Raw genomic sequence first — 20,160 nt, forward strand, 5'->3', positions numbered from 1 at the left:
GACAACGAACATGGCGCTTCCCACCTATGCCGGCCCGCTCGAACGGACGTGGTATTACGGTTTCCGCATCTTCTGCGGGCTGATCTTCTTTTTCCTGATGGCTCCGATCCTGGTGATCATCCCGCTGTCGTTCAACGTGCAGCCCTACTTCACCTATACACGCGAGATGCTGACGCTCGATCCGGCCGGCTTTTCGATGCGCTGGTACAATGCGTTCTGGAATTCGACGGCCTGGATGAACGCGATCCGCAATTCGCTGATCGTCGGCGTTTCGGCCACGCTGATCGCCACCGTGCTCGGCACCTTGGCCGCGCTCGGGCTTTCGCGCCGCGAGATGCCGTTTCGCGGACTGATCATGGGATTGCTGATCTCGCCGATGATCGTGCCGCTGATCATCTCGGCGGCCGGCATGTTCTTCTTCTATTCGTCGGTCGGGCTCGCGGGAACGTTTCCGGGAGTCATTCTCGCCCATGCAGCGCTCGGCACGCCCTTCGTCATCATCACGGTGACGGCGACGCTGGTCGGCTTCGACCATTCGCTGACGCGCGCGGCTGCCAGTCTCGGCGCGTCGCCCGCGACGGCGTTTCGCAAGATCACCATGCCGCTGATCCTGCCGGGCGTGATTTCGGGCGCGCTCTTCGCCTTCATCACTTCCTTCGACGAAATCGTCATCGTGCTGTTCCTCGCGGGCGTCGAGCAACGCACCATCCCGCGCGAAATGTGGTCAGGCATCCGCGAATCCATCAGCCCGACGATCCTCGCCGTGGCGACGATCCTGGTGATGTTCTCGATTGCGCTTTTGACGACGATCGAACTTCTGCGCCGCCGCTCGGAGCGCCTGCGCGGCATGGCTCCGCAATAGGCCCCAAAACGAGAGAAGCCGCCGTGGGGAGGGGGATCCACGGCGGCTCTACTCTAAAGGTGCGGCAGCCCGGAGAGGGGGGATGAGGCTGCCGCTTTTAAGTCCGGTCAGGCGGGGGACGGGCCTTTTCCGGACTTCGGCGTTACGTTGCCGATGCCTCATATCTGAGAATTTGAACGTGGCAATTCAAGGGCACGAACATTACAACTGCGTAACGTGACCGTGAGCGTGCCCGCACTGGCAGGAGCGCGCCTTTCCGGTGGTCTTGGCAATGGACAGGGCGACATCGAGGCGCTACCTCAATTGCCATGAAAAAAGGCGATCATCTCTTCCTCGTCGATGGCTCCGGCTACATCTTCCGCGCCTATCACGCTTTGCCGCCCCTGACGCGCAAATCGGACGGGCTGCCGGTCGGCGCGGTTTCGGGCTTTTGCAACATGCTTTGGAAGCTAATGCAGAATGCGCGCGACACCGATGTCGGCGTGACGCCGACCCATTTCGCGGTGATCTTCGACTATTCGTCGAAGACGTTCCGCAACGACCTTTACGATAAATACAAGGCGAACCGGACCGAGCCGCCCGAGGATCTGATCCCGCAATTCGGCCTGATCCGGCAGGCGACGCGCGCCTTCGAACTGCCCTGCATCGAGATGGAAGGGTTCGAGGCCGACGATCTGATCGCGACCTATGCGAAGCTCGCCTGCGAGGCGGGCGGCGACACCACGATCATCTCGTCCGACAAGGATCTGATGCAACTCGTCGGGCCGACCGTCTCCATGTACGACCCGATGAAGGACAAGGAGATCAAAATCCCCGAAGTCATCGAGAAATGGGGCGTGCCGCCGGAAAAGATGATCGATCTTCAGGCACTGACCGGCGATTCGGTCGACAATGTGCCGGGGGTTCCGGGCATCGGTCCGAAGACGGCGGCGCAGCTTCTGGAAGAATTCGGCGATCTCGACACGCTGCTCGCCCGCGCCTCCGAGATCAAGCAGAACAAGCGCCGCGAAAACCTGATCGAGCATGCCGACATGGCGCGCCTGTCGCGCGAGCTCGTGCGATTGAAGGACGATGTGAGCGTCAATGACGGTCTCGACGCGTTCGTTCTCCAGCCGCCGAACGGGCCGAAGCTGATCGGCTTTCTGAAGGCGATGGAGTTTTCCTCGCTGACGCGCCGCGTGGCCGAGGCGACGGGCGCCGAGCCGTCCGAGATCGAGCCGATGCATATCGAGGTGCAGGCCGGCAAGAACGCTCATGGTCCCGATCTCGACGTGCCGTCTTCGGGCATGAGCGAGGCGGGCGAGGAAGGCGAAGTCGCGCCCGAACCGCGCACCGGCCCCGCCACCCCGCAGGACCTTGCCAAGGCACGCGCCGATGCGGCGATCGCGGGCAAGATCGATCGCGCGGCCTATGTCACGATCCGCGATCTCGCCACGCTTGAGGCATGGGTTGCGGAGGCCGTCGAGGCCGGCCGCGTCGCCTTCGATACGCAGACGACCTCGCTCGATCCGATGCAGGCGGATTTGTGCGGCTTTTCCCTCGCGATCGCGCCGGGCAAGGCGGCCTATGTGCCGCTGACCCACAAATCCGGCGCGGGCGACCTTCTGGGCGGCGGCCTCGTGGAAAACCAGATTCCGATCCGCGACGCGCTCGCCGCCGTCAAGCCGCTGATGGAGGACGCGTCCGTCCTCAAGATCGCGCACAATCTCAAATATGACTGGCTGGTGCTGAAGCGCCACGGCATCGAGGCAAGCCCTTGCGACGACACGATGCTCCTGTCCTATGTCGCAGATGCCGGCACGGGCGGACAAAGCATGGACGCGCTATCGGAGCGCTGGCTCGGCCATGTGCCGATCGCCCTGAAGGACGTGTGCGGATCCGGAAAGTCGATGATCACCTTCGACTTCGTCGATCTGGAAAAGGCGACGGCCTATGCGGCCGAGAACGCCGATCTGGCGCTGCGGCTTTGGAACGTGCTCAAGGTCCGCGTCACCTCGAAAGGTCTGAACGCCGTCTATGAGCGGCTGGAGCGCCCTCTTGTGCCGGTGCTCGCCCGCATGGAAGAGCGCGGCATTTCGGTCGACCGGCAGATATTGTCGCGCCTGTCGGGCGAGTTCGCGCAGCGCGCCGGCGCGTTCGAGGAGGAGGTTTACGAGCTTGCCGGCGAGCGCTTCACCATCGGCTCGCCCAAGCAGCTCGGCGACATATTGTTCGGCCGCATGGGACTGCCGGGCGGCTCGAAGACCAAATCCGGCCAGTGGTCGACGACGGCTTCGGTACTGGAAGACCTTGCCGCCGAGGGCCACGAACTGCCGCGAAAGATCGTCGACTGGCGTCAGCTATCCAAGCTGCGCTCCACCTACACGGACGCGCTGCCGGGCTACATCCATCCGCAGACGAAGCGGGTTCATACGTCCTACGCGCTGGCCGCGACGACGACCGGCCGCCTGTCCTCATCCGAGCCGAACCTTCAGAACATCCCGATCCGCACCGCCGAGGGCCGCAAGATCCGGACGGCGTTCATCGCCGAGCCGGGCCACAGGCTGATTTCGGCAGATTACAGCCAGATCGAACTGCGCGTTCTCGCCCATGTGGCGGAAATCCCGCAATTGCAGCAGGCGTTTTCGGACGGCGTCGACATTCACGCGATGACGGCGTCCGAAATGTTCAACGTGCCGGTGGCGGGCATGTCGTCCGAAGTGCGCCGCCGCGCCAAGGCAATCAATTTCGGCATCATCTACGGCATTTCGGCCTTCGGCCTTGCCAACCAGCTCTCCATCGCGCGGGAGGAAGCGGGCAGCTACATCAGGAAGTATTTCGAGCGCTTCCCCGGCATCAAGGACTACATGGACGCGACGAAGGCGTTCGCGCGCGACAACGGCTATGTCGAGACGATCTTCGGCCGCCGCATCCATTATCCCGAAATCCGCTCGTCCAACCCGTCAGTGCGGGCATTCAACGAGCGCGCGGCCATCAATGCGCCGATCCAGGGATCGGCCGCGGACATCATCCGCCGCGCGATGGTGAAGATGGAGCCGGCGCTGGAAGGCGCGGGTCTCGACCGCACTCAGATGCTTTTGCAGGTCCATGACGAACTGATCTTTGAAGCGCCCGAGGATCAGGTCGAAGCCGCGATCCCGGTCATTCAGGGAACGATGGAGCATGCGGCTATGCCCGCGCTGGCAATGAAGGTTCCGCTCCAGGTCGACGCGCGGTCGGCGAACAATTGGGACGAGGCGCATTGATACGATTGGCGCATGCGGCACTCATACATTGAGGCATGGACCCCTGTGACGAGCACAGGGGTGACGGCAGAAAAAGCATCTGCAAACTAACGCCGTCGGCGACTGGCATAGCTTTTAATGACTTCGTCATTCCTGTGCTTGTCACAGGAATCCATGCCTCGCCCTTTGCGCTATTCCTCTTCGATCACACCGCACGCATGGCGGTCGCCCGCGTCGCCGGTCGGCTGTGTCATGTAATCGTCCGCGCCGCCGTGGATCATCAATGCGCGGCCCGCGATGTCGGCCTCGCCGCCGTCGCCCAGCGTCACCATCGAATTGAAGACCTGCGCGCGCAAAACGCCGTCTTCGCCGACATACTGGTTCGGCATGTCGCCCGCATGAGGCCCGCCTTCGGCCATGTAGCCATGCGGGACGTCGCCGGGATTGAAGTGTCCGCCGGCCGAATCATGATGCGTTGCCGCGTCGCATTCACCCGTCTCATGGACGTGGAAGGCCAGCCACTCGCCTGCCGGCAAGCCGGACACCTCGATCTGGATGAGAACGCCGTTCGGCGTGCCTGTCAGCGAAGCCGTGCCGTTCTCCGCGCCCTCCATGTCGACGAAGGTCGCGACCGCCTCGGTGATCTCGACGGGCGTCGCCTCTTCGTCCTGCGCAAACGCAGCGCCCGTCATCAGGGCGATCGCCGCAGTGGCGGTCAAAATCCGTTGCATGATCCATCTCCCGGTTTTGTGGTTCATGAGCGCAATGGCGGTGCGCGTCGATGGTTCCCGAAACAACGCATCGATGGAAGAACCGCTGCGAATTCTCTCGAAACCGGCGAAAATCGGGCTGGCGGACATTATTTTTCTGTAATTTGAAAGCTGCCCGCAGTGGGCGCATCTTTTCCTCGAAGTCGGGAAACGCCGGTAGCCGGATGCGGCTGCGACGCGACGTTTCCGGACGACTTCGTCGCGCGTCCCCAACCGCTGAAGGCGGCTTCCGGGGACAGCGGTTTCAAGGACAAACGAACATGCGTGCTCTCTTTATCCCCGTGGCCGTGGCCGCCGGGCTTGCACTGGCTCCCGCCGCCTTTGCCGCCGAAACGACGACCGGCATGATCAAGTCGATCGACGCCAAGGCGCATATCCTGACCCTCGACAACGGAACGGTCTACACCCTTCCCTCCACGGTGAAGGATGGCAGCATGAAGGTCGGCGACAAGGTCAGCGTGATGTGGGACATGAAGGCCGGCAAGCATCAGGCCGAATCGGTGACTATGGCGAAATAGAACGATTGTCGTTCAGCAATGAAAGGCCCGTCGCCGGCAGTGGCGGCGGGCCTTCTGCATGACTGGACGATGCGGCAAGTCACGCGATGGAAAGAAGGCTCGCCGTCTGCCGCAGGTTCGGTTCGGCCGATGCGACCCGGTTGCGCCCGCCCCGCTTTGCCGCATAAAGCGCGATGTCGGCCTGCCGCATGGCCTCGGAAAGATCGTCGCCGGCGCTGAACTCGGCAACTCCGAAGCTGGCCGTGACCTTGATGCCGCCCGGCAGGCTTTCATGGCAATGATCGGCGATGCCGATCCTGATGCCTTCGGCAAAAAGCGTCGCCGCCTTTATCGGCGTCATCGGCAGGAGGATCACGAATTCCTCGCCTCCGATGCGTCCGATTATCGGTTTGAACGGCAGCCATGTCAGAATGTTCGCAACACCGGCGATCACGTCGTCGCCGATCGCGTGGCCGAAACGGTCATTGATCGATTTGAAATGGTCGATGTCGACAATCACGATCGAGCATGTGACCCGTGGGTCGCGCTGCGCGAGATCGAGCGCCGCCTGCTCGAAGAAACCGCGTCGATTGAGAACCCCGGTCATCGGATCGCGGCGCGCCTGATCTTCGAGTTCGCTTGTCATATCCGAAACCGTGCGCATGAGGAACAGAATAGCAAAACCGATCCAGCCGACCAGCGATTGAAGTTTCAGGGCGACCACGAACAGCGAGTCAGGCTCGACGGCACCTATCTCGGCAGGCATGTCCACGATAAACGCCGTCACGGGGCGCACGAGAACCACGATTGCGATCACCACCATAAAGCCGGCAAGCAGGCGATCGATCACATCCTTTTTTTGCGTGGCAAGGATGCACCACGCGGCCAAGGCAAGCATCAGGCTGATGGCGATGCTCATCGAAGCGCTGCGCGCGATCACGTTGGGCCAGCCGTAGGAGAAGAACACGACGCCCGCCATCCCGGCGCCGTAGAGCAGCCACAGCGCGCTGTCGTGCCGGCGGGCACCGTAGCGCGTGAAGACGCCCCGCGCCGTGAAGACCACTCCCAGGCCATGAAAGACATTGGACAGGAGGGACACGGTGTCTCCGAAGCCGTAAACACGCATGAATTCGATTGAAAAGCCGACCACACCGAGCGCATAGACCAGCCCCCAGTCCTTGAGATGCGCATATTGAGGCTGCTGGCGCCAAATGAAGTAAAAGGTTGCGGCAAGAAAGGTCGAGACGAGCGGAACGCCGAGCGAAAGCAGGTAATTTCCTGACATATGTTCCCCATCCCCGGTTCCGGCCGGAGCTAGACATGTAAAAGGTAAGCTTGGCGTAAACCTGAGGTTGCGGATTGATTCTTTCGGGAGGACGCGCCGGTTGCGCGATCACAGCCTTAACGCTCCCTTAAAGCGCCGCAATTAATCTTCACCGACAGCGACCATCACGCAAACAAGAAGACGGGCATCAGGGGCCATGGGCGACAGACGGATCGAGCCGACCTTTGGCGGGTCTGCATCGGATGAAGGCTCCAGCCTTTTCGTGAGCGAGGCGGACAGGGTCGTGGGACAGCGAGGAAAGCGCGGCTCCGCGAAGACCTCCTCATCCCGCAAGGCAGCGCCGAAAACACGCGGTCAGGGAACCGGCAAAAAGCGCGGGCGGCAACGCCGCTCGGGTGGCGGTGGGCTGTTCGGCTTCCTGCGCAAGACGACCTACTGGTCCTTCGTTCTCGCCATCTGGGGCGGTGTCGCGGCTGCCGGCGTGCTGGTCTTTTACGCGGCGCAGATGCCGAGCGCCTCGACATGGGCCATTCCCGATCGTCCGCCGAACGTCAAGATCATGGATATCGAGGGCCGTCAGGTCGCCAATCGCGGCATGATGGGCGGCGAATCCATCGGTCTGCACGAGATGTCGCCCTATATCCCGCAGGCCGTCGTCGCGATCGAGGACCGGCGCTTCTATTCGCATTTCGGCGTCGATCCGCAGGGTCTGGCGCGTGCCATGTACGAGAATATCGTCAACCGCCGCGTGGTGCAGGGCGGCTCGACGCTGACGCAGCAACTCGCCAAGAACCTGTTCCTGACGAATGAGCGCTCCTACGACCGCAAGATCCGCGAAGTGCTGATGGCCTTCTGGCTCGAGCACGAGCATTCGAAGGACCAGATCCTCGAAATGTATCTGAACCGGGTCTATTTCGGGTCCGGCGCCTACGGCGTCGAGGCGGCGTCCAGGCGGTATTTCGGAAAATCAGCGCGCGACGTGACCTTGTCGGAAGCCTCGATGCTGGCGGGGCTTCTCGTCGCGCCGTCGCGCCTGTCGCCCGCACGCGACCCGCAGGCGGCCGAAAACCGCGCCCAGCTCGTGCTTTCGGCCATGCGCGACCAGGGCATGATCGGCGACAGCGAACTCGCCTCGGCGATCTCCGCCCCGCCCGTGCGCGCGGCAGCCTACTGGACCGGCTCCGAGAACTACGTCGCGGACCGCATCATGGGCGAACTGCCGGGCCTGATCGGCGGCGACGTGCGCAAGGATCTGATCGTCGAGGCAACGATCGACCTCGATCTGCAGGAACTGGGCGAACAGGCGATCCGCCAGATGGTCGACGAGAACAAGTCGAGCCACGACGTCAGCCAGGGCGCGCTCGTCTCGATCGACGGCAACGGCGCTGTGCGCGCCATGGTCGGCGGCTACGACTACGCCAACTCGCAGTTCGACCGCGCATCAGAAGCGCGCCGCCAGCCGGGTTCGGCCTTCAAGTCGTTCGTGTGGATGGCGGCAATGGAACAGGGCCTCTTCCCCGACACGATCCGCAACGACGCGCCGGTCAAGATCGGCAACTGGTCGCCGCAGAACTTCAACAACACCTATAGCGGCCCGATGACGCTGTCGCAGGCGCTGGCGCGCTCGTCCAACACGATCGCTGCCGTGCTCGCGCACGAGGTCGGCCCGTCGGCCATCGTCGAGGGCGCATGGCGCATGGGCATCGAATCCGATCTCCAGCCGAACCTGTCGATCTCGCTGGGCACATCGGAAGTCACGCCACTCGAACTGACCGCCGCCTATGTGCCGTTTTCGACTGGAGGCATAAGACCCGACATCCATTTCGTCGAGCGCGTCTCGACCATCGACGGCGAGGTGCTGTACCAGCGGCCCGCTTCGGCAGGCATTCAGGTCGCAACGCCCGAAATCGTCGGAATGATGAACTACATGATGGCCGAAACGGTGGGAACGGGCACCGGGCGCAACGCCGATTTCGGCTGGCCCGCCGCCGGCAAGACCGGCACCAGCCAGAACTCGCGCGACGCCTGGTTCGTCGGCTACACGGCAGCACTCACGACGGGCGTCTGGTTCGGCAATGACGACGGCAAGCCGATGAAGAACATCACCGGCGGCCAGCTTCCGGCGAAGGCATGGAAAATCTTCATGGAGGGCGCGCACGAGGGCCTGGCGGTGGCGAACCTGCCCGGCCGCTGGACGCCCGACACCTTCCAACGCATCGAGGATCTTCTGGCGAGCGATCGCGGGATCCCGCAACAGGATGCCTATCCGCAGCAGGACAGCGGCACGACCGGCTCGATCCAGCCGCCAGGCGATGTCGGCGGCGAGCAGCAGGCCCGGCAGCAAAGGCAAGGTCCGATCGGTTCGATCATGGACATCATCATGGGGAATTGAGCTGGCGCTTCCGAGGCATTCCCTCGCGATGGCCGGCCCTTCTGGACATCGCCTTTGCGAGCGGCTAGGCGAAGCGCAACGAAATCCATGCGCCCGGAGCCGCCCGTGACCAGCCCAACCCTTATCGCCCCATCCGTCCTTTCGGCCGATTTCGCGCGGCTCGGCGAAGAGGTCGACGCCGTCGTGGCGGCAGGCGCCGACTGGATCCATCTGGACGTCATGGACGGGCATTTCGTGCCGAACATCACGTTCGGTCCGCAGATCATCAAGTCGATCCGCGGCCGCACCGACAAGGTGTTCGACTGCCATCTGATGATCGAGCCGGCCGATCCCTATCTCGCCGCCTTCGCCGATGCGGGCTGCGACATCATCACCGTCCATGCCGAGGCTGGACCACATCTCGACCGCTCGCTGCAGGCGATCCGCAACCTCGGCAAGAAAGCCGGCGTTTCGCTCAATCCCTCGACGCCCGAAAGCGTCATCGAATATGTGCTCGACCGGCTCGATCTCGTCCTCCTGATGACCGTCAATCCCGGTTTCGGCGGACAGGCCTTCATCCCGTCTGTCGTGGAAAAGGTCCGCCGCGTGAAGGCGCTGATTGGCGACCGCCCGATCGACATCGAGATCGACGGCGGCGTGACGCCCGAGACCGCGCCGCTGGTCGCCAAAGCCGGCGCGAATGTCCTCGTCGCGGGCTCGGCGGTCTTCAGGGGCGGTTCGGCGGAGGCTTACGCGAAGAATATCGACGCGATCCGCAAAGCTGCCGACAATGCCCGTGGACTGATCGTCTGACTTATCCGCACCCGCGCGAAACAGACTGAATCCGGCGCGTTTCGACGCCGGATTTATTCAATTTCAAGCCGGATTTAAGCATTTCCATCAAGAAACCGTTAAGGTTTACGACTGGTTTTAACCGCCCGTTAACACATCGATCAACTTATCCGCGTATTTTTCGGCTCGGGGTTTTCGTTTCGAGGGTGGGTGCCATGCAGTCTGTGGATCAGGCAATCGATGCCGGCCGGGTCGGCTGGGTGGATGCCGCAAAGGGCATCTGCATCATCTTCGTCGTCATGATGCATGCGACGCTCGGCGTCGGCATCGCGATGGGCGGCCAGGGCTGGCTTCACACGGTCGTTGAGTTCGCCCGCCCCTTCCGCATGCCGGATTTCTTCCTGATTTCCGGGCTCTTCCTCGGCCTCGTCATCGATCGGCCGTGGATGCGCTATCTCGACCGCAAGGTCGTGCATTTCGCCTATTTCTACGTGCTGTGGCTGACGATCCAGTTCGCCTTCAAGGCGCCGGGAATGGCGATGGAAGACGGCGTCGCCGGCACGATCCAGCACTATCTGATCTCCTTCGTCGAACCCTTCGGCACGCTTTGGTTCATCTACATCCTGCCGATCTTCTTCCTCGCCACGCGGCTCGTGAAATCGCTGCCGGTCGTGCTGGTCTTCGCCGCCGCCGCCGCGCTCGAAATCCTGCCGATCGAGACCGGCTGGATGCTGGCCGACGAATTCGCCTCGCGCTATGTCTATTTCTTCGCCGGCTATGCGTTTGCCGCGAACATCTTCCGCATCGCCGCCTGGTTGAAGGCGCGGCCGCTCGCCGCGCTCGCGATCTTCGCAATCTGGGCACCCATCAATGGCTGGCTCGTCTTCACCCATACGCCGCCGCATCTGATGCATCTCGTCACCGCCGAACTCGGCGAGACCGGCGCGACCAACGGCCTGTCGGAACTGCCCTTCATCTCGCTGGTGCTCGGCCTTGCGGGCGCGCTCGCGGTCGTCGCGGTCGCCGCGCTCATCGCCGAGCGTCCATGGAGCCGCTTGCTTTCCTGGCTCGGCGCGCATTCGATCGTGATCTATCTCGCCTTCTTTCTGCCGATGGCGATCAGCCGCGCGGTTCTGATGCGGACCGGGCTCGACATCGGAACGGTGTCGGCACTGGTGACGGTCGCGGGCATCGCCGGGCCGGTCGTGCTTTATGGCCTTATCCAGTGGACGGGCTATGGACGGTTTCTGTTCGAGCGGCCCGACTGGGCGATCATCGATCGACCGCAGCGGGCGAAAGAAACTGTCATCGCGGCGGAGTAGATAAGGAAAAGGCGGCCCGGAAGCCGCCTTTTTTAATCGAGCCATGCGCTCTCAGCTATGGGCGAAAATGTCCTGTTCGTCCCAGCCCATCAAATCGAGCTTGGCGCGGGTCGGCAGAAAGCCGAAACACGCTTCCGCCTCGCCGAGCCGGTTTTCCCGGACCAGCCGCTCGGTGAGCTTATCGCGCAGGCGGTGGAGATAGAAAACGTCCGACGCGGCGTAGTCGAGCTGTTCCTGCGTCAGGGTCTCCGCGCCCCAGTCGGACGATTGCTGCTGCTTCGACAGCGAGACGCCGAGAAGCTCGGAGCAGACGTCCTTGAGGCCATGCCGGTCGGTATAGGTGCGCGTCAGGCGCGAGGCGATCTTGGTGCAGAAGACCGGCCCCGCCATCACCCCGAAGGCGTTGTAAAGCACCGCAATGTCGAAGCGGCCGAAATGGAACAGCTTGGCCTTGGTTCGGTCGGCCAGAAGCGCCTTGATATTCGGCGCGTCGTTCTGGCCGGGCGCGATCTGGACAACGTCCGCCGTGCCGTCGCCGGGCGAAAGCTGAACCACGCATAAGCGGTCGCGGTGCGGGTTCAGGCCCAGCGTCTCGGTATCGATCGCCACGGCATCGCCGGTATAGGCGTCGAGGTTCGGCAGGTCGCCCTTGTGAAAACGAACGGTCATCTGCTTCAACCTTTCGCCAAAGCATCGAGAATGCGCGCCCAGCTCCGCTGACCCTTGGCGAAGGAGGTCAAATTGTATTTCTCGTTGGGCGAGTGGATGCGGTCGTCGTCGAGTCCGAAGCCGACGAGCAGCGATTCCATGCCGAGCATCGACTGGAAATCCCCGACGATCGGGATCGAGCCGCCCATGGCGATCATGACGGCGGGCTTTTCCCACTCATCGGTCAGCGCCGTCTGCGCCTTCACGAGGAAGGGCGCGTCGTAGGAGAGTTGGATCGCGCCCGAGCCGCCATGCGGATGGAACTCGACCGAACAGTCCGACGGAAGGCGTTCCTCCACGAACTTGCGGAAATTCTCGCGGATGGCAAACGGGTCCTGCTTGCCGACGAGGCGGAAGGAAACCTTGGCGGAGGCTTGTGCCGCGATCACCGTTTTGAAGCCCTTGCCCGTGTAGCCGCCCTGAATGCCGTTGAATTCGGCAGTCGGTCGCGACCAGATGAGTTCGAGAACGTCCCGGCCCTGCTCGCCCGAGGGTTCAGACAGGCCGATCGGGCCGAGGAAGCTTTCAGCCGTCAAGCCGAGGCCCTTCCAGGATTCCAGGATCTGCGTCGGAACTTCCTCGACGCCGTCGTAGAAGGCGGGAATGGTGACGCGGCCCGTCTCGTCGTGAATGTCGGCCAAAATCTTTGCCAGGACACGGATCGGGTTCGCCGCCGCGCCGCCGTAGTGACCCGAATGAAGGTCGAAATCGGCAGCCTTGACGGTGATTTCTTCGCCGACGAGGCCGCGCAGCGCAACCGAGATGGCCGGTGTCTCGGCGTCCCACATCCCGGTGTCGCAGACCAGCGCGAAATCGGCCTTCAACTCGTCCGCATTGGCGTCGAGGAACGGCTTCAGCGACGGCGAGCCGGATTCTTCCTCGCCCTCGAACAGGATCGAAACCTTGCAAGGCAGAGCGCCATGGACGGCTTTATAGGCGCGGCAGGCTTCGACGAAGGTCATCAACTGCCCCTTGTCATCGGCGGAGCCGCGACCAGTGATGACTTTCACGCCGTCGCGCTCGATCACCTTGGCCTCGAACGGGTCGGCATCCCACAGATCGAGCGGATCGACCGGCTGCACGTCGTAGTGACCGTAGAAAAGGACGTGCGGCACGTTTTCGCCTGCGGGGCCTTCATGGTGGGCGACCACCATCGGGTGGCCTTCCGTATCGCGCACCGAGGCGTCGAAACCGATCGTCTTCAGGTCCGCGACCAGCCATTCGGCCGCGCGGCGGCAATCGGCGTCATAGTCGGAATCGGTCGAGATGGACGGGATCTTCACGAGATCGGCGAGACGCGCGACCGAGGCATCGAGGTCGGCGTCGAGACGGGCAAGAACGGGTGAGATATCGGTCATGAATGCGCCTTTCGAATTCTGTCGCGACGTGTCTAAAGGCTTTCGCCTTGAGACGGAAGCGATGTGTTCGGGCGGTGCGTGTGATGGCGAGGCCGTGCCGGTTTTAATCATGAGGCATGGATTTCTGTGACGAGCACAGGAATGACGGCATTGAGGGTAATGCCAATCGCCAACGCTGGAGATTTGCATTGAACAAAACTGCCATGGTCATTCCTGTGATTGCCACAGAAATCCATGCCTCAACTGCCGATAATGACGGCATTGAGGGCGATGCCAATCGCCAACGCTGGAGACTTGCATTGAACAAAACTGCCATCGTCATTCCTGTGCTCGTCACAGGAATCCATGCCTCAACTGCCAATACAGGCGGAAGGGTGGTCATATGAATGCCGGACATTGCGCATATTCACGATCCGTTCAGCCGGCGCGCCCTATCCATCTGTCCAGACACGCACTTCAAGGGACACTTCGATGCGCCGTTTCCGCTCTTCTTTCCTTGCTCTCGCTTTGTCGGCAGCCATGCTCGCGCCGACTTTTACGGTCGAACCAGCCTTTGCGCAGGGCCGCATGGTCGAACGCGAGGTCACGCGCTATCAGGTGCGCAGCGGCGACACGCTGTCCTCCATCGCCCGCTCCGCCGGCATCTCGCTGCGCGATTTGCAGGCGCTGAACCCGGATATCGATGCGCGCTTCCTGCGCGTCGGACAGACCATCTACCTGCCCGCAGGGGCCGGTCAGGTTTCACGCGTTTCCGCAGAACTTGAGACCTATCGCGGTCGCATCGACGATCAGGTCGTGATCTACGGCTCGGGCTTTCGTGCCGGTGAGCGCGTGCGCGTTCTCATCGGCGACGGACCTTACCGGCTCAACCCCGACGTGACGGTGCGCGCCGACCGCCGCGGGGACGTCGAGGCGAGCGTCGACCTGCCGCGCTGGGTGCGGCCCGGATCGGCCGTTCATTTCGGCCTCGAATCGCGTGACAGCAATGCGAGGGCCGTCGTTTCCCGCCCCTATGAGGTTGCAGGCCGCCGCCCGCAACAGCCCGACCGCAACCGTATCGAGATGACCGGAACGCTGACCCGCCAAGGTGTCGAATGCCCCGTCATGCGCGGCGACGACGGGCGCACCTATTCGCTTGCCGGCGAGTTGCGCGGGTTCCGCCCCGGCGACCGGATCGCGGTCGAGGGCCGGGTGGCCGAAATGTCGGCCTGCCAGCAGGGCACGACGATCGAATTGCGTCGCATCAGTCCAGCCGATTGATCGACGCCATCTTGCTGCCGGTCGAAGAACGCTGCATCTATGCGGCGCGGCCGGCAGGAGATCGAGTGCGTGACGCGGGACATTTTCGGAACGGCACCGGACGGACGCGCGGTCGAGCGCGTGCGGATTTCGAACGGCGTTCTGACGGCGTCCATCATGACATGGGGCGCTTCCGTGCAGGATCTGCGCCTTTCCGGCCACGCGCATCCGCTTGTGCTCGGCTTCGACGACTTTGCCGACTATCCGCTCCATTCGCCCTATTTCGGCATCATCGCTGGCCGCTGCGCCAATCGCATCCGCGACGGCCGGTTCATGCTCGACGGGATCGCATATGAACTAGACCGGAACGATAAGGGCCATCATCTGCACGGCGGCGCGCCCGGCATCGGCGAACGGAACTGGCGGGTCGAACAGCACGACGACCGGCGCGTCACGCTGGCATTGACGGACCATGCCGGGAACAGGGGATATCCGGGTACGTGCAATCTGCGCGCGACCTACGAGATTCGCGAGCCGGCGACCCTCTCGCTGGTGCTGGAAGCCGGGACCGACGCGCCGACCCTCGTCAATCTCGCGTCGCATAGCTACTTCAATCTGGATGGAAGCGGGACGATCGGCGCGCATGAATTGCGGATCAATGCTGCGCATTATCTGCCGGTGGATTCGGATTGCCTGCCGACCGGCGAGGTGAAGCCGGTCGCGGGAACACCGTTCGATTTCAGGAGCATGCGGCCGATCGGCGATGCGACCTACGACCACAATTTCTGCCTGTCGGATGCGCGGGTGGAAAAGCGCGACGTGGCGGCGCTTTCAAGCCGGCTGTCGGGCATCGCCATGACAGTGGCGACGACCGAGCCGGGGCTTCAGTTCTACGATGGCTCCAAGCTGGACTTGGCCGTTGCCGGTCTCGGCGGGCGTCGTTACGGGCGCTCCGCCGGACTTTGCCTCGAGCCGCAGATCTGGCCCGATGCGATCAATCATGCGCAGTTTCCCAGCCCGGTGCTGCGGCCCGGCAACCGCTATCTGCACGAAACCGATTACCGGTTTTCAGTGTCCGGGCTTTAAAGCGGCGACAGACTTCGGAGCTGGCGGCTGCAACGCCATTTCGCAGACTTCGACATGCCGTGCGAGCGCTTCGCGGGACAGCATCGCCGAGACGGTGGTGATGTCGCGCGCCTCGTATTTCGGCATCTGCTGGAGTTCCTTCAGCCGTTGCAGAAGTTCGAGTCGGGTCATGGCGTCAGCCTCCTTGGGTTAGCCGGAAACGGCCTGAACGGGTCAGGCCGCCTTTTTCTTGGTCTTCGCCGCGTCGAAAGGGATCTCGACATCGACGGCAAGCGTGGAGACCTTGTCGCCGCGCTCGAGCTTGACGCTCACCTTCTCGCTGTCGATCTGCATGTGCTTGGCGATGACGGCCATGATCTCGTCGCGCAGGACGTTGACGAGGTCGGACTTGCCGGTCGAGGCGCGTTCATGGGCGAGCAGGACCTGAAGGCGTTCGCGCGCGGCGGGCGCGGAGCTGGCCGGGGAATTGCCCACGGCACGGGTGAAGAAACGGAACAGGCTCATGCCGCTTTCCTCCCGAATATCTTGGAGAAGAAGCCGCGCTTTTCGCCCGGAACGGTGACCGGAATATCCTCGCCGTTCAAACGCCGCACGGCATCGAAATAGGCGCGGGACGGCGCGCTGTCGCCATCGGCGAGCGTGACCGGCGAGCCGACATTCGAGGCGCGCAGAACGTCCATGCTCTCGGGAATGATGCCGAGCAGCGGGATCGACAGGATTTCCAGAACGTCGTCGACCTTGAGCATGTCGCCGCGCTCGGCGCGCAGCGGATCATAGCGCGTCAAAAGCAGATGCTTTTCGATCCGCTCGCCTTTTTCTGCCTTGAGTGTCTTGGAATCGAGCAGGCCGATGATTCGGTCCGAATCGCGCACCGACGAGACTTCCGGGTTTGTCACGATAATGGCGATGTCGGCGTGGCGCATGGCCAAAGTCGCGCCACGCTCGATGCCGGCGGGGCTGTCGCAAATCACCCAGTCGAAGTTCTTTTTCAGCGCGGTGATGACCTTCTCGACGCCTTCTGCCGTCAGATTGTCCTTGTCGCGGGTCTGCGAGGCCGGCAGCAGATAGAGCGATTCCACGCGCTTGTCGCGGATCAGCGCCTGCGTCAGCTTGGCATCGCCCTGGATGACGTTGACGAGGTCGTAAACGACCCGGCGCTCGGCGCCCATGACGAGGTCGAGATTGCGCAGGCCGACGTCGAAATCGACGACGACGACCTTGGCGCCGTTCTTGGCGAGCGCCGCGCCGAGTGCAGCACTGGAGGTCGTCTTGCCGACGCCGCCCTTGCCAGATGTGACAACGATTACCTTGCCCATTTCCCTCTCCTGTTCGCCCGCGCCCGTCATTTCCATGTCATTCCAATTCCCGATTCGCCGTGCTTGCGCACTTTCGAATCCTGATAGATTCGGCGCCTTGCGCCAGTGTGGATCAAGCCAGCGGCTCGATCTCGATCGTCTCGCCGCTGAGCCAGATCTGCACGGCCTTGCCGCGCAGCTTCGGCTCCATGTCTTCGGCGGTCTTGTAAAAGCCGTCGATGGCGATCAGTTCGGCTTCCAGCTTGCGGCAGAAGATGCGCGCCTGCGCATTGCCCATCGTGCCGGCGAGCGCGCGACCGCGTAGCGTGCCGTAGACGTGGATCGAACCACCCGCGACGACTTCGGCGCCTGAGGCGACCGAGCCGACGATGGTAACGTCGCCTTCGGGGAAGAACAGTGACTGGCCCGACCGCACCGGCTCGGTGACGACGATCGACGGGACCGTCTTGATCGCCTGGCCTTCGTGCCGAACGAGTTCCGGTTCGGCGGCCGACTCATCGTGATCAGAGCCGGCATCCGGCTCGGCGGCCGGCGCCTCGAAATCGGCTGCCGGTCGTCCGTCCGTCATGGCCGGCGGCAGGGCCGAATCAAGAAGCGAGGCGCGAGCGCCTTCGATGCCCATGATTCGCACGTTGCGCGTGCCGAGTTCGTCGACCAGACGACGCAGCTCGGCCTTGTCGATATCGAGCGTCGCCACATCGAGAACGACCGGCCGACGCAGGAAAAACCCCGCCGAACGGGCGGCCAGATCATCGAGACGCACAAGCCAATCCTCGAAGGGCAACTCCGGGGTCAGGACAAGCGCGAGGAAGGAGCGACCCTTGAGGCGGATCGGCCGTGACTGTGTTAACACTTTGGTCATCATCATTAATTTTCGGTTGCACCCAGCTAGACGCGAAATGGTTAACAAGTCGTTAACCATTTGCATCGAAGGCCCTTCGTCCACCGCTGTTGCGTGACGACAACGGCAGCAAGATGGCTTGGAAAACGAAGAGCGAAGGAAGGGTCTGTTAACCACGGTTTTCTATCTGTTGGGTCGCAACAGAGCCAAGAGTTTTCAGCATGTCATCGCCGCGACCCACCCGCGCCAATATCATTCCGATTTCCCGTTACGCCCCCGTTTCCACAGCAAAGCCGGAAACCGAACTGTCCCATGGCAACGCTGCGACGGACGCGCCTTTGCCCGCGCCGGCAGAACAGCAAGAGGGCGAATCGACGCCGAACTGGGAGAAGCACTTCTTCATGGCCCCGAATGTGCGCTTCACCCGCACGCCGGACCGCCCTGCCGGCAAGGCAGGCGAGACTCAGACGGAGATTTCCGTCGCTCCCGCACCCGTCGAATCGCTGCCACCAGCCAGCGAAAGCAACGCACCGGTCAAGAGCGGCAACTGGGACGTGATCGCGCTGTCGTCGTTGCTGTCAACCGCGCTGGACGAACCCCTCCCGGCTCCTACAGCAAGTCCGGAAGCGCCACCCATCGCGAGCGCCGACATCCCGGTTGGGCCGATGGCTTATCTGTCGGATCACGCCTTCTTCGATCTCGGCCTGGTGCCGGCAAAGGACGAGCGCGTTCGCCATGTCGTGACGCGGACGGCACCCGTCGTTGCAGCGCCAGCGCCTGCGCCGGCTAAGAGCGACGTTTCCGATCTCTACCGGGTCATCGACTGCTCGGGCGGCGCATCCCAAATCTCCGGCAAAAACGCCGTCTCGGCACCCGCACAGCCGGAGCCGGCACCGCGCGCGGTGGCCGCCCCGCTCCGCCGGTCCCTGCCGTCGCTGCCGATGGCCGGTCCGCTCGCGCCGGCCAGCGCCAATGTCGGCTACGAACTGCCCTCGCCCGAACTCCTGCAACTGCCGCCTACGGGTCAGGGCTTCTACATGACGCAGGAGCGGCTCGAACAGAATGCCGATCTTCTCGAAAGCGTTCTGGAGGATTTCGGCGTCAAGGGCGAGATCATCCATGTTCGCCCCGGCCCGGTCGTCACACTCTACGAGTTCGAACCCGCGCCGGGCGTGAAGTCCAGCCGCGTGATCAACCTCGCCGACGACATCGCACGCTCGATGTCCTCCGTGTCGGCGCGCGTGGCGGTGGTGCCCGGCCGCAACGTGATCGGCATCGAACTGCCGAACGAGGAACGCGAAACCGTCTATTTCCGCGACATGATCGAATCGGGCGATTTCGGCCGCTCGACGGCGAAGCTGGCCCTTTGCCTCGGCAAGGACATCGGCGGCGAACCGGTCATCGCCGATCTGGCGCGCATGCCCCATCTGCTCGTCGCCGGCACGACCGGGTCGGGCAAATCCGTCGCCATCAACACGATGATCCTGTCGCTGCTCTACCGGCTGAAGCCGGAGGAATGCCGGCTCATCATGGTCGATCCGAAGATGCTCGAACTGTCCGTCTATGACGGCATCCCGCATCTTTTGACCCCCGTCGTCACCGATCCGCACAAGGCCGTGACGGCGCTGAAATGGGCCGTGCGCGAAATGGAAGACCGCTATCGCAAGATGGCGCGGCTCGGCGTGCGCAACATCGACGGCTACAATACCCGCGCGGCAAGCGCCCGCGAGGCTGGCGAAACGGTCGTCATGCAGGTGCAGACGGGCTTCGAGAAGGGAACGGGCGAGCCGGTCTTCGAGGAACAGGAGATCGACCTGTCGCACATGCCTTTCATCGTCGTCATCGTCGACGAGATGGCCGATCTGATGATGGTCGCGGGCAAGGAGATCGAAGGCGCGATCCAGCGTCTGGCGCAAATGGCGCGAGCGGCGGGCATCCATTTGATCATGGCGACGCAGCGCCCGTCCGTGGACGTCATCACCGGAACGATCAAGGCGAATTTCCCGACCCGGATTTCCTTCCAGGTCACCTCCAAGATCGACAGCCGCACGATCCTCGGCGAACAGGGAGCCGAACAGCTTCTCGGCCAGGGCGACATGCTGCACATGGCCGGCGGCGGACGGCTTGCGCGCGTTCACGGACCTTTCGTGTCGGACGCCGAGGTCGAAAAGGTGGTCGCCTATCTCAAGGCGCAGGCCGCGCCGGAATATCTGGAGACGGTGACGGAGGACGAGGACGAGGTTTCGGCCGACGAGACCGACGCACCCGACATGACCGCACCCGATACGGACGACGGCGACGCGCTCTTCGCCGAGGCCGTGAAAGTGGTCACGCGCGACAAGAAGTGCTCGACGTCCTACATCCAGCGCCGTCTCGGCGTCGGCTACAACCGCGCCGCATCGCTCGTCGAACGGATGGAGCAGGAGGGATTGGTCGGCGCGCCCAACCATGTCGGCAAGCGCGAAATCCTCGTCGGCAAATAGTCCTTG

At 63.1% G+C, this 20,160-nt stretch carries 18 protein-coding genes; 10 read left to right on the top strand and 8 right to left on the bottom strand.

The window, feature by feature from the left end; translation table 11 throughout:
- Positions 1 to 10: 10 nt before the first annotated feature.
- The gene (locus GTW25_RS18135) at positions 11 to 862 is read left to right on the top strand and encodes an ABC transporter permease (protein ID WP_252913687.1); all 852 of its coding nucleotides are present in this window, start codon (positions 11 to 13) and stop codon (positions 860 to 862) included.
- Between the two features lie 308 nt (positions 863 to 1,170).
- A complete protein-coding gene (polA, locus tag GTW25_RS18140) occupies positions 1,171 to 4,107 on the top strand; it encodes a DNA polymerase I (RefSeq protein WP_252913689.1) in 2,937 nt (978 codons plus the stop codon).
- 170 nt (positions 4,108 to 4,277) lie between these two features.
- Here polA and GTW25_RS18145 read toward each other — a convergent pair whose 3' ends face one another.
- The gene (locus tag GTW25_RS18145; RefSeq protein ID WP_252913691.1) at positions 4,278 to 4,817 is read right to left on the bottom strand and encodes a superoxide dismutase family protein; all 540 of its coding nucleotides are present in this window, start codon (positions 4,815 to 4,817) and stop codon (positions 4,278 to 4,280) included.
- Between the two features lie 299 nt (positions 4,818 to 5,116).
- On the opposite strand from GTW25_RS18145, the gene GTW25_RS18150 reads away from it, so the two are divergent.
- On the top strand, positions 5,117 to 5,374 hold the full coding sequence (locus GTW25_RS18150) for a DUF1344 domain-containing protein (protein WP_252913692.1): 258 nt from the start codon (positions 5,117 to 5,119) through the stop codon (positions 5,372 to 5,374).
- Between the two features lie 79 nt (positions 5,375 to 5,453).
- Here GTW25_RS18150 and GTW25_RS18155 read toward each other — a convergent pair whose 3' ends face one another.
- Positions 5,454 to 6,638: a GGDEF domain-containing protein gene (locus GTW25_RS18155; protein WP_252913694.1), complete on the bottom strand. Its 1,185-nt coding sequence runs from the start codon at positions 6,636 to 6,638 to the stop codon at positions 5,454 to 5,456.
- A gap of 196 nt (positions 6,639 to 6,834) precedes the next feature.
- On the opposite strand from GTW25_RS18155, the gene GTW25_RS18160 reads away from it, so the two are divergent.
- The 3 genes from GTW25_RS18160 (at position 6,835) to GTW25_RS18170 (ending at position 11,123) form a co-directional block, all read left to right on the top strand.
- Positions 6,835 to 9,030 carry a transglycosylase domain-containing protein gene (locus GTW25_RS18160; protein ID WP_252913695.1) on the top strand — a complete coding sequence of 732 codons (2,196 nt, stop codon included), beginning with the start codon at positions 6,835 to 6,837 and terminating at the stop codon, positions 9,028 to 9,030.
- Positions 9,031 to 9,135: 105 nt separating this feature from the next.
- Positions 9,136 to 9,822 carry a ribulose-phosphate 3-epimerase gene (gene rpe, locus GTW25_RS18165; protein ID WP_252913696.1) on the top strand — a complete coding sequence of 229 codons (687 nt, stop codon included), beginning with the start codon at positions 9,136 to 9,138 and terminating at the stop codon, positions 9,820 to 9,822.
- A gap of 194 nt (positions 9,823 to 10,016) precedes the next feature.
- Positions 10,017 to 11,123 carry an acyltransferase family protein gene (locus tag GTW25_RS18170; RefSeq protein WP_252913698.1) on the top strand — a complete coding sequence of 369 codons (1,107 nt, stop codon included), beginning with the start codon at positions 10,017 to 10,019 and terminating at the stop codon, positions 11,121 to 11,123.
- 51 nt (positions 11,124 to 11,174) lie between these two features.
- Here GTW25_RS18170 and GTW25_RS18175 read toward each other — a convergent pair whose 3' ends face one another.
- On the bottom strand, positions 11,175 to 11,792 hold the full coding sequence (locus GTW25_RS18175; RefSeq protein ID WP_252913699.1) for a ribonuclease D: 618 nt from the start codon (positions 11,790 to 11,792) through the stop codon (positions 11,175 to 11,177).
- A 5-nt stretch (positions 11,793 to 11,797) separates the two neighbouring features.
- A complete protein-coding gene (locus tag GTW25_RS18180) occupies positions 11,798 to 13,189 on the bottom strand; it encodes a M20/M25/M40 family metallo-hydrolase (RefSeq protein WP_252913701.1) in 1,392 nt (463 codons plus the stop codon).
- A gap of 188 nt (positions 13,190 to 13,377) precedes the next feature.
- On the opposite strand from GTW25_RS18180, the gene GTW25_RS18185 reads away from it, so the two are divergent.
- The 3 genes from GTW25_RS18185 to GTW25_RS18195 all read left to right on the top strand — a co-directional run bounded on the left by GTW25_RS18185 (position 13,378) and on the right by GTW25_RS18195 (position 15,514).
- Positions 13,378 to 13,575 (top strand): hypothetical protein, encoded by a 198-nt coding sequence (locus tag GTW25_RS18185; protein ID WP_252913703.1) that lies wholly within the window; start codon positions 13,378 to 13,380, stop codon positions 13,573 to 13,575.
- An 85-nt stretch (positions 13,576 to 13,660) separates the two neighbouring features.
- The gene (locus GTW25_RS18190) at positions 13,661 to 14,449 is read left to right on the top strand and encodes a LysM peptidoglycan-binding domain-containing protein (protein ID WP_252913705.1); all 789 of its coding nucleotides are present in this window, start codon (positions 13,661 to 13,663) and stop codon (positions 14,447 to 14,449) included.
- Positions 14,450 to 14,488: 39 nt separating this feature from the next.
- Positions 14,489 to 15,514 (top strand): aldose epimerase family protein, encoded by a 1,026-nt coding sequence (locus GTW25_RS18195; protein WP_252913706.1) that lies wholly within the window; start codon positions 14,489 to 14,491, stop codon positions 15,512 to 15,514.
- Here the strand turns inward: GTW25_RS18195 and GTW25_RS18200 are convergent.
- The 4 genes from GTW25_RS18200 to minC all read right to left on the bottom strand — a co-directional run bounded on the left by GTW25_RS18200 (position 15,497) and on the right by minC (position 17,692).
- Positions 15,497 to 15,685 carry a hypothetical protein gene (locus tag GTW25_RS18200; RefSeq protein ID WP_252913707.1) on the bottom strand — a complete coding sequence of 63 codons (189 nt, stop codon included), beginning with the start codon at positions 15,683 to 15,685 and terminating at the stop codon, positions 15,497 to 15,499. The genes GTW25_RS18195 and GTW25_RS18200 overlap by 18 nt on opposite strands.
- A gap of 42 nt (positions 15,686 to 15,727) precedes the next feature.
- Complete coding sequence (minE, locus tag GTW25_RS18205) at positions 15,728 to 16,018, bottom strand: cell division topological specificity factor MinE (RefSeq protein WP_252913709.1); 291 nt, start codon at positions 16,016 to 16,018, stop codon at positions 15,728 to 15,730.
- The gene (gene minD / locus GTW25_RS18210) at positions 16,015 to 16,830 is read right to left on the bottom strand and encodes a septum site-determining protein MinD (RefSeq protein ID WP_252913711.1); all 816 of its coding nucleotides are present in this window, start codon (positions 16,828 to 16,830) and stop codon (positions 16,015 to 16,017) included. Before minD ends, minE begins: the two co-directional genes overlap by 4 nt.
- 112 nt (positions 16,831 to 16,942) lie before the next feature.
- Positions 16,943 to 17,692, bottom strand: coding sequence for a septum site-determining protein MinC (minC, locus tag GTW25_RS18215; RefSeq protein ID WP_252913712.1), 750 nt, complete (start codon positions 17,690 to 17,692; stop codon positions 16,943 to 16,945).
- Positions 17,693 to 17,892: 200 nt separating this feature from the next.
- Here minC and GTW25_RS18220 point away from each other — a divergent pair, with 200 nt between their 5' ends.
- On the top strand, positions 17,893 to 20,154 hold the full coding sequence (locus GTW25_RS18220) for a DNA translocase FtsK (protein WP_252913713.1): 2,262 nt from the start codon (positions 17,893 to 17,895) through the stop codon (positions 20,152 to 20,154).
- Positions 20,155 to 20,160 lie beyond the last annotated feature (6 nt).

It is taken from the genome of Aliihoeflea aestuarii (genome assembly GCF_024105665.1).
Classification (GTDB): Bacteria; Pseudomonadota; Alphaproteobacteria; order Rhizobiales; family Rhizobiaceae; genus Aliihoeflea; species Aliihoeflea aestuarii.

Coding starts and splice junctions, on each gene's coding strand:
- GTW25_RS18195 (WP_252913706.1), top strand. CDS start 14,489: ATGCGGCGCGGCCGGCAGGAGATCGAGTGCGTGACGCGGGACATTTTC.
- GTW25_RS18160 (WP_252913695.1), top strand. CDS start 6,835: ATGGGCGACAGACGGATCGAGCCGACCTTTGGCGGGTCTGCATCGGAT.
- GTW25_RS18175 (WP_252913699.1), bottom strand. CDS start 11,792: ATGACCGTTCGTTTTCACAAGGGCGACCTGCCGAACCTCGACGCCTAT.
- minD (WP_252913711.1), bottom strand. CDS start 16,830: ATGGGCAAGGTAATCGTTGTCACATCTGGCAAGGGCGGCGTCGGCAAG.
- GTW25_RS18155 (WP_252913694.1), bottom strand. CDS start 6,638: ATGTCAGGAAATTACCTGCTTTCGCTCGGCGTTCCGCTCGTCTCGACC.
- GTW25_RS18145 (WP_252913691.1), bottom strand. CDS start 4,817: ATGCAACGGATTTTGACCGCCACTGCGGCGATCGCCCTGATGACGGGC.
- minC (WP_252913712.1), bottom strand. CDS start 17,692: ATGACCAAAGTGTTAACACAGTCACGGCCGATCCGCCTCAAGGGTCGC.
- GTW25_RS18135 (WP_252913687.1), top strand. CDS start 11: ATGGCGCTTCCCACCTATGCCGGCCCGCTCGAACGGACGTGGTATTAC.
- GTW25_RS18170 (WP_252913698.1), top strand. CDS start 10,017: ATGCAGTCTGTGGATCAGGCAATCGATGCCGGCCGGGTCGGCTGGGTG.
- GTW25_RS18220 (WP_252913713.1), top strand. CDS start 17,893: ATGTCATCGCCGCGACCCACCCGCGCCAATATCATTCCGATTTCCCGT.
- minE (WP_252913709.1), bottom strand. CDS start 16,018: ATGAGCCTGTTCCGTTTCTTCACCCGTGCCGTGGGCAATTCCCCGGCC.
- GTW25_RS18190 (WP_252913705.1), top strand. CDS start 13,661: ATGCGCCGTTTCCGCTCTTCTTTCCTTGCTCTCGCTTTGTCGGCAGCC.
- polA (WP_252913689.1), top strand. CDS start 1,171: ATGAAAAAAGGCGATCATCTCTTCCTCGTCGATGGCTCCGGCTACATC.
- GTW25_RS18150 (WP_252913692.1), top strand. CDS start 5,117: ATGCGTGCTCTCTTTATCCCCGTGGCCGTGGCCGCCGGGCTTGCACTG.
- GTW25_RS18200 (WP_252913707.1), bottom strand. CDS start 15,685: ATGACCCGACTCGAACTTCTGCAACGGCTGAAGGAACTCCAGCAGATG.
- GTW25_RS18180 (WP_252913701.1), bottom strand. CDS start 13,189: ATGACCGATATCTCACCCGTTCTTGCCCGTCTCGACGCCGACCTCGAT.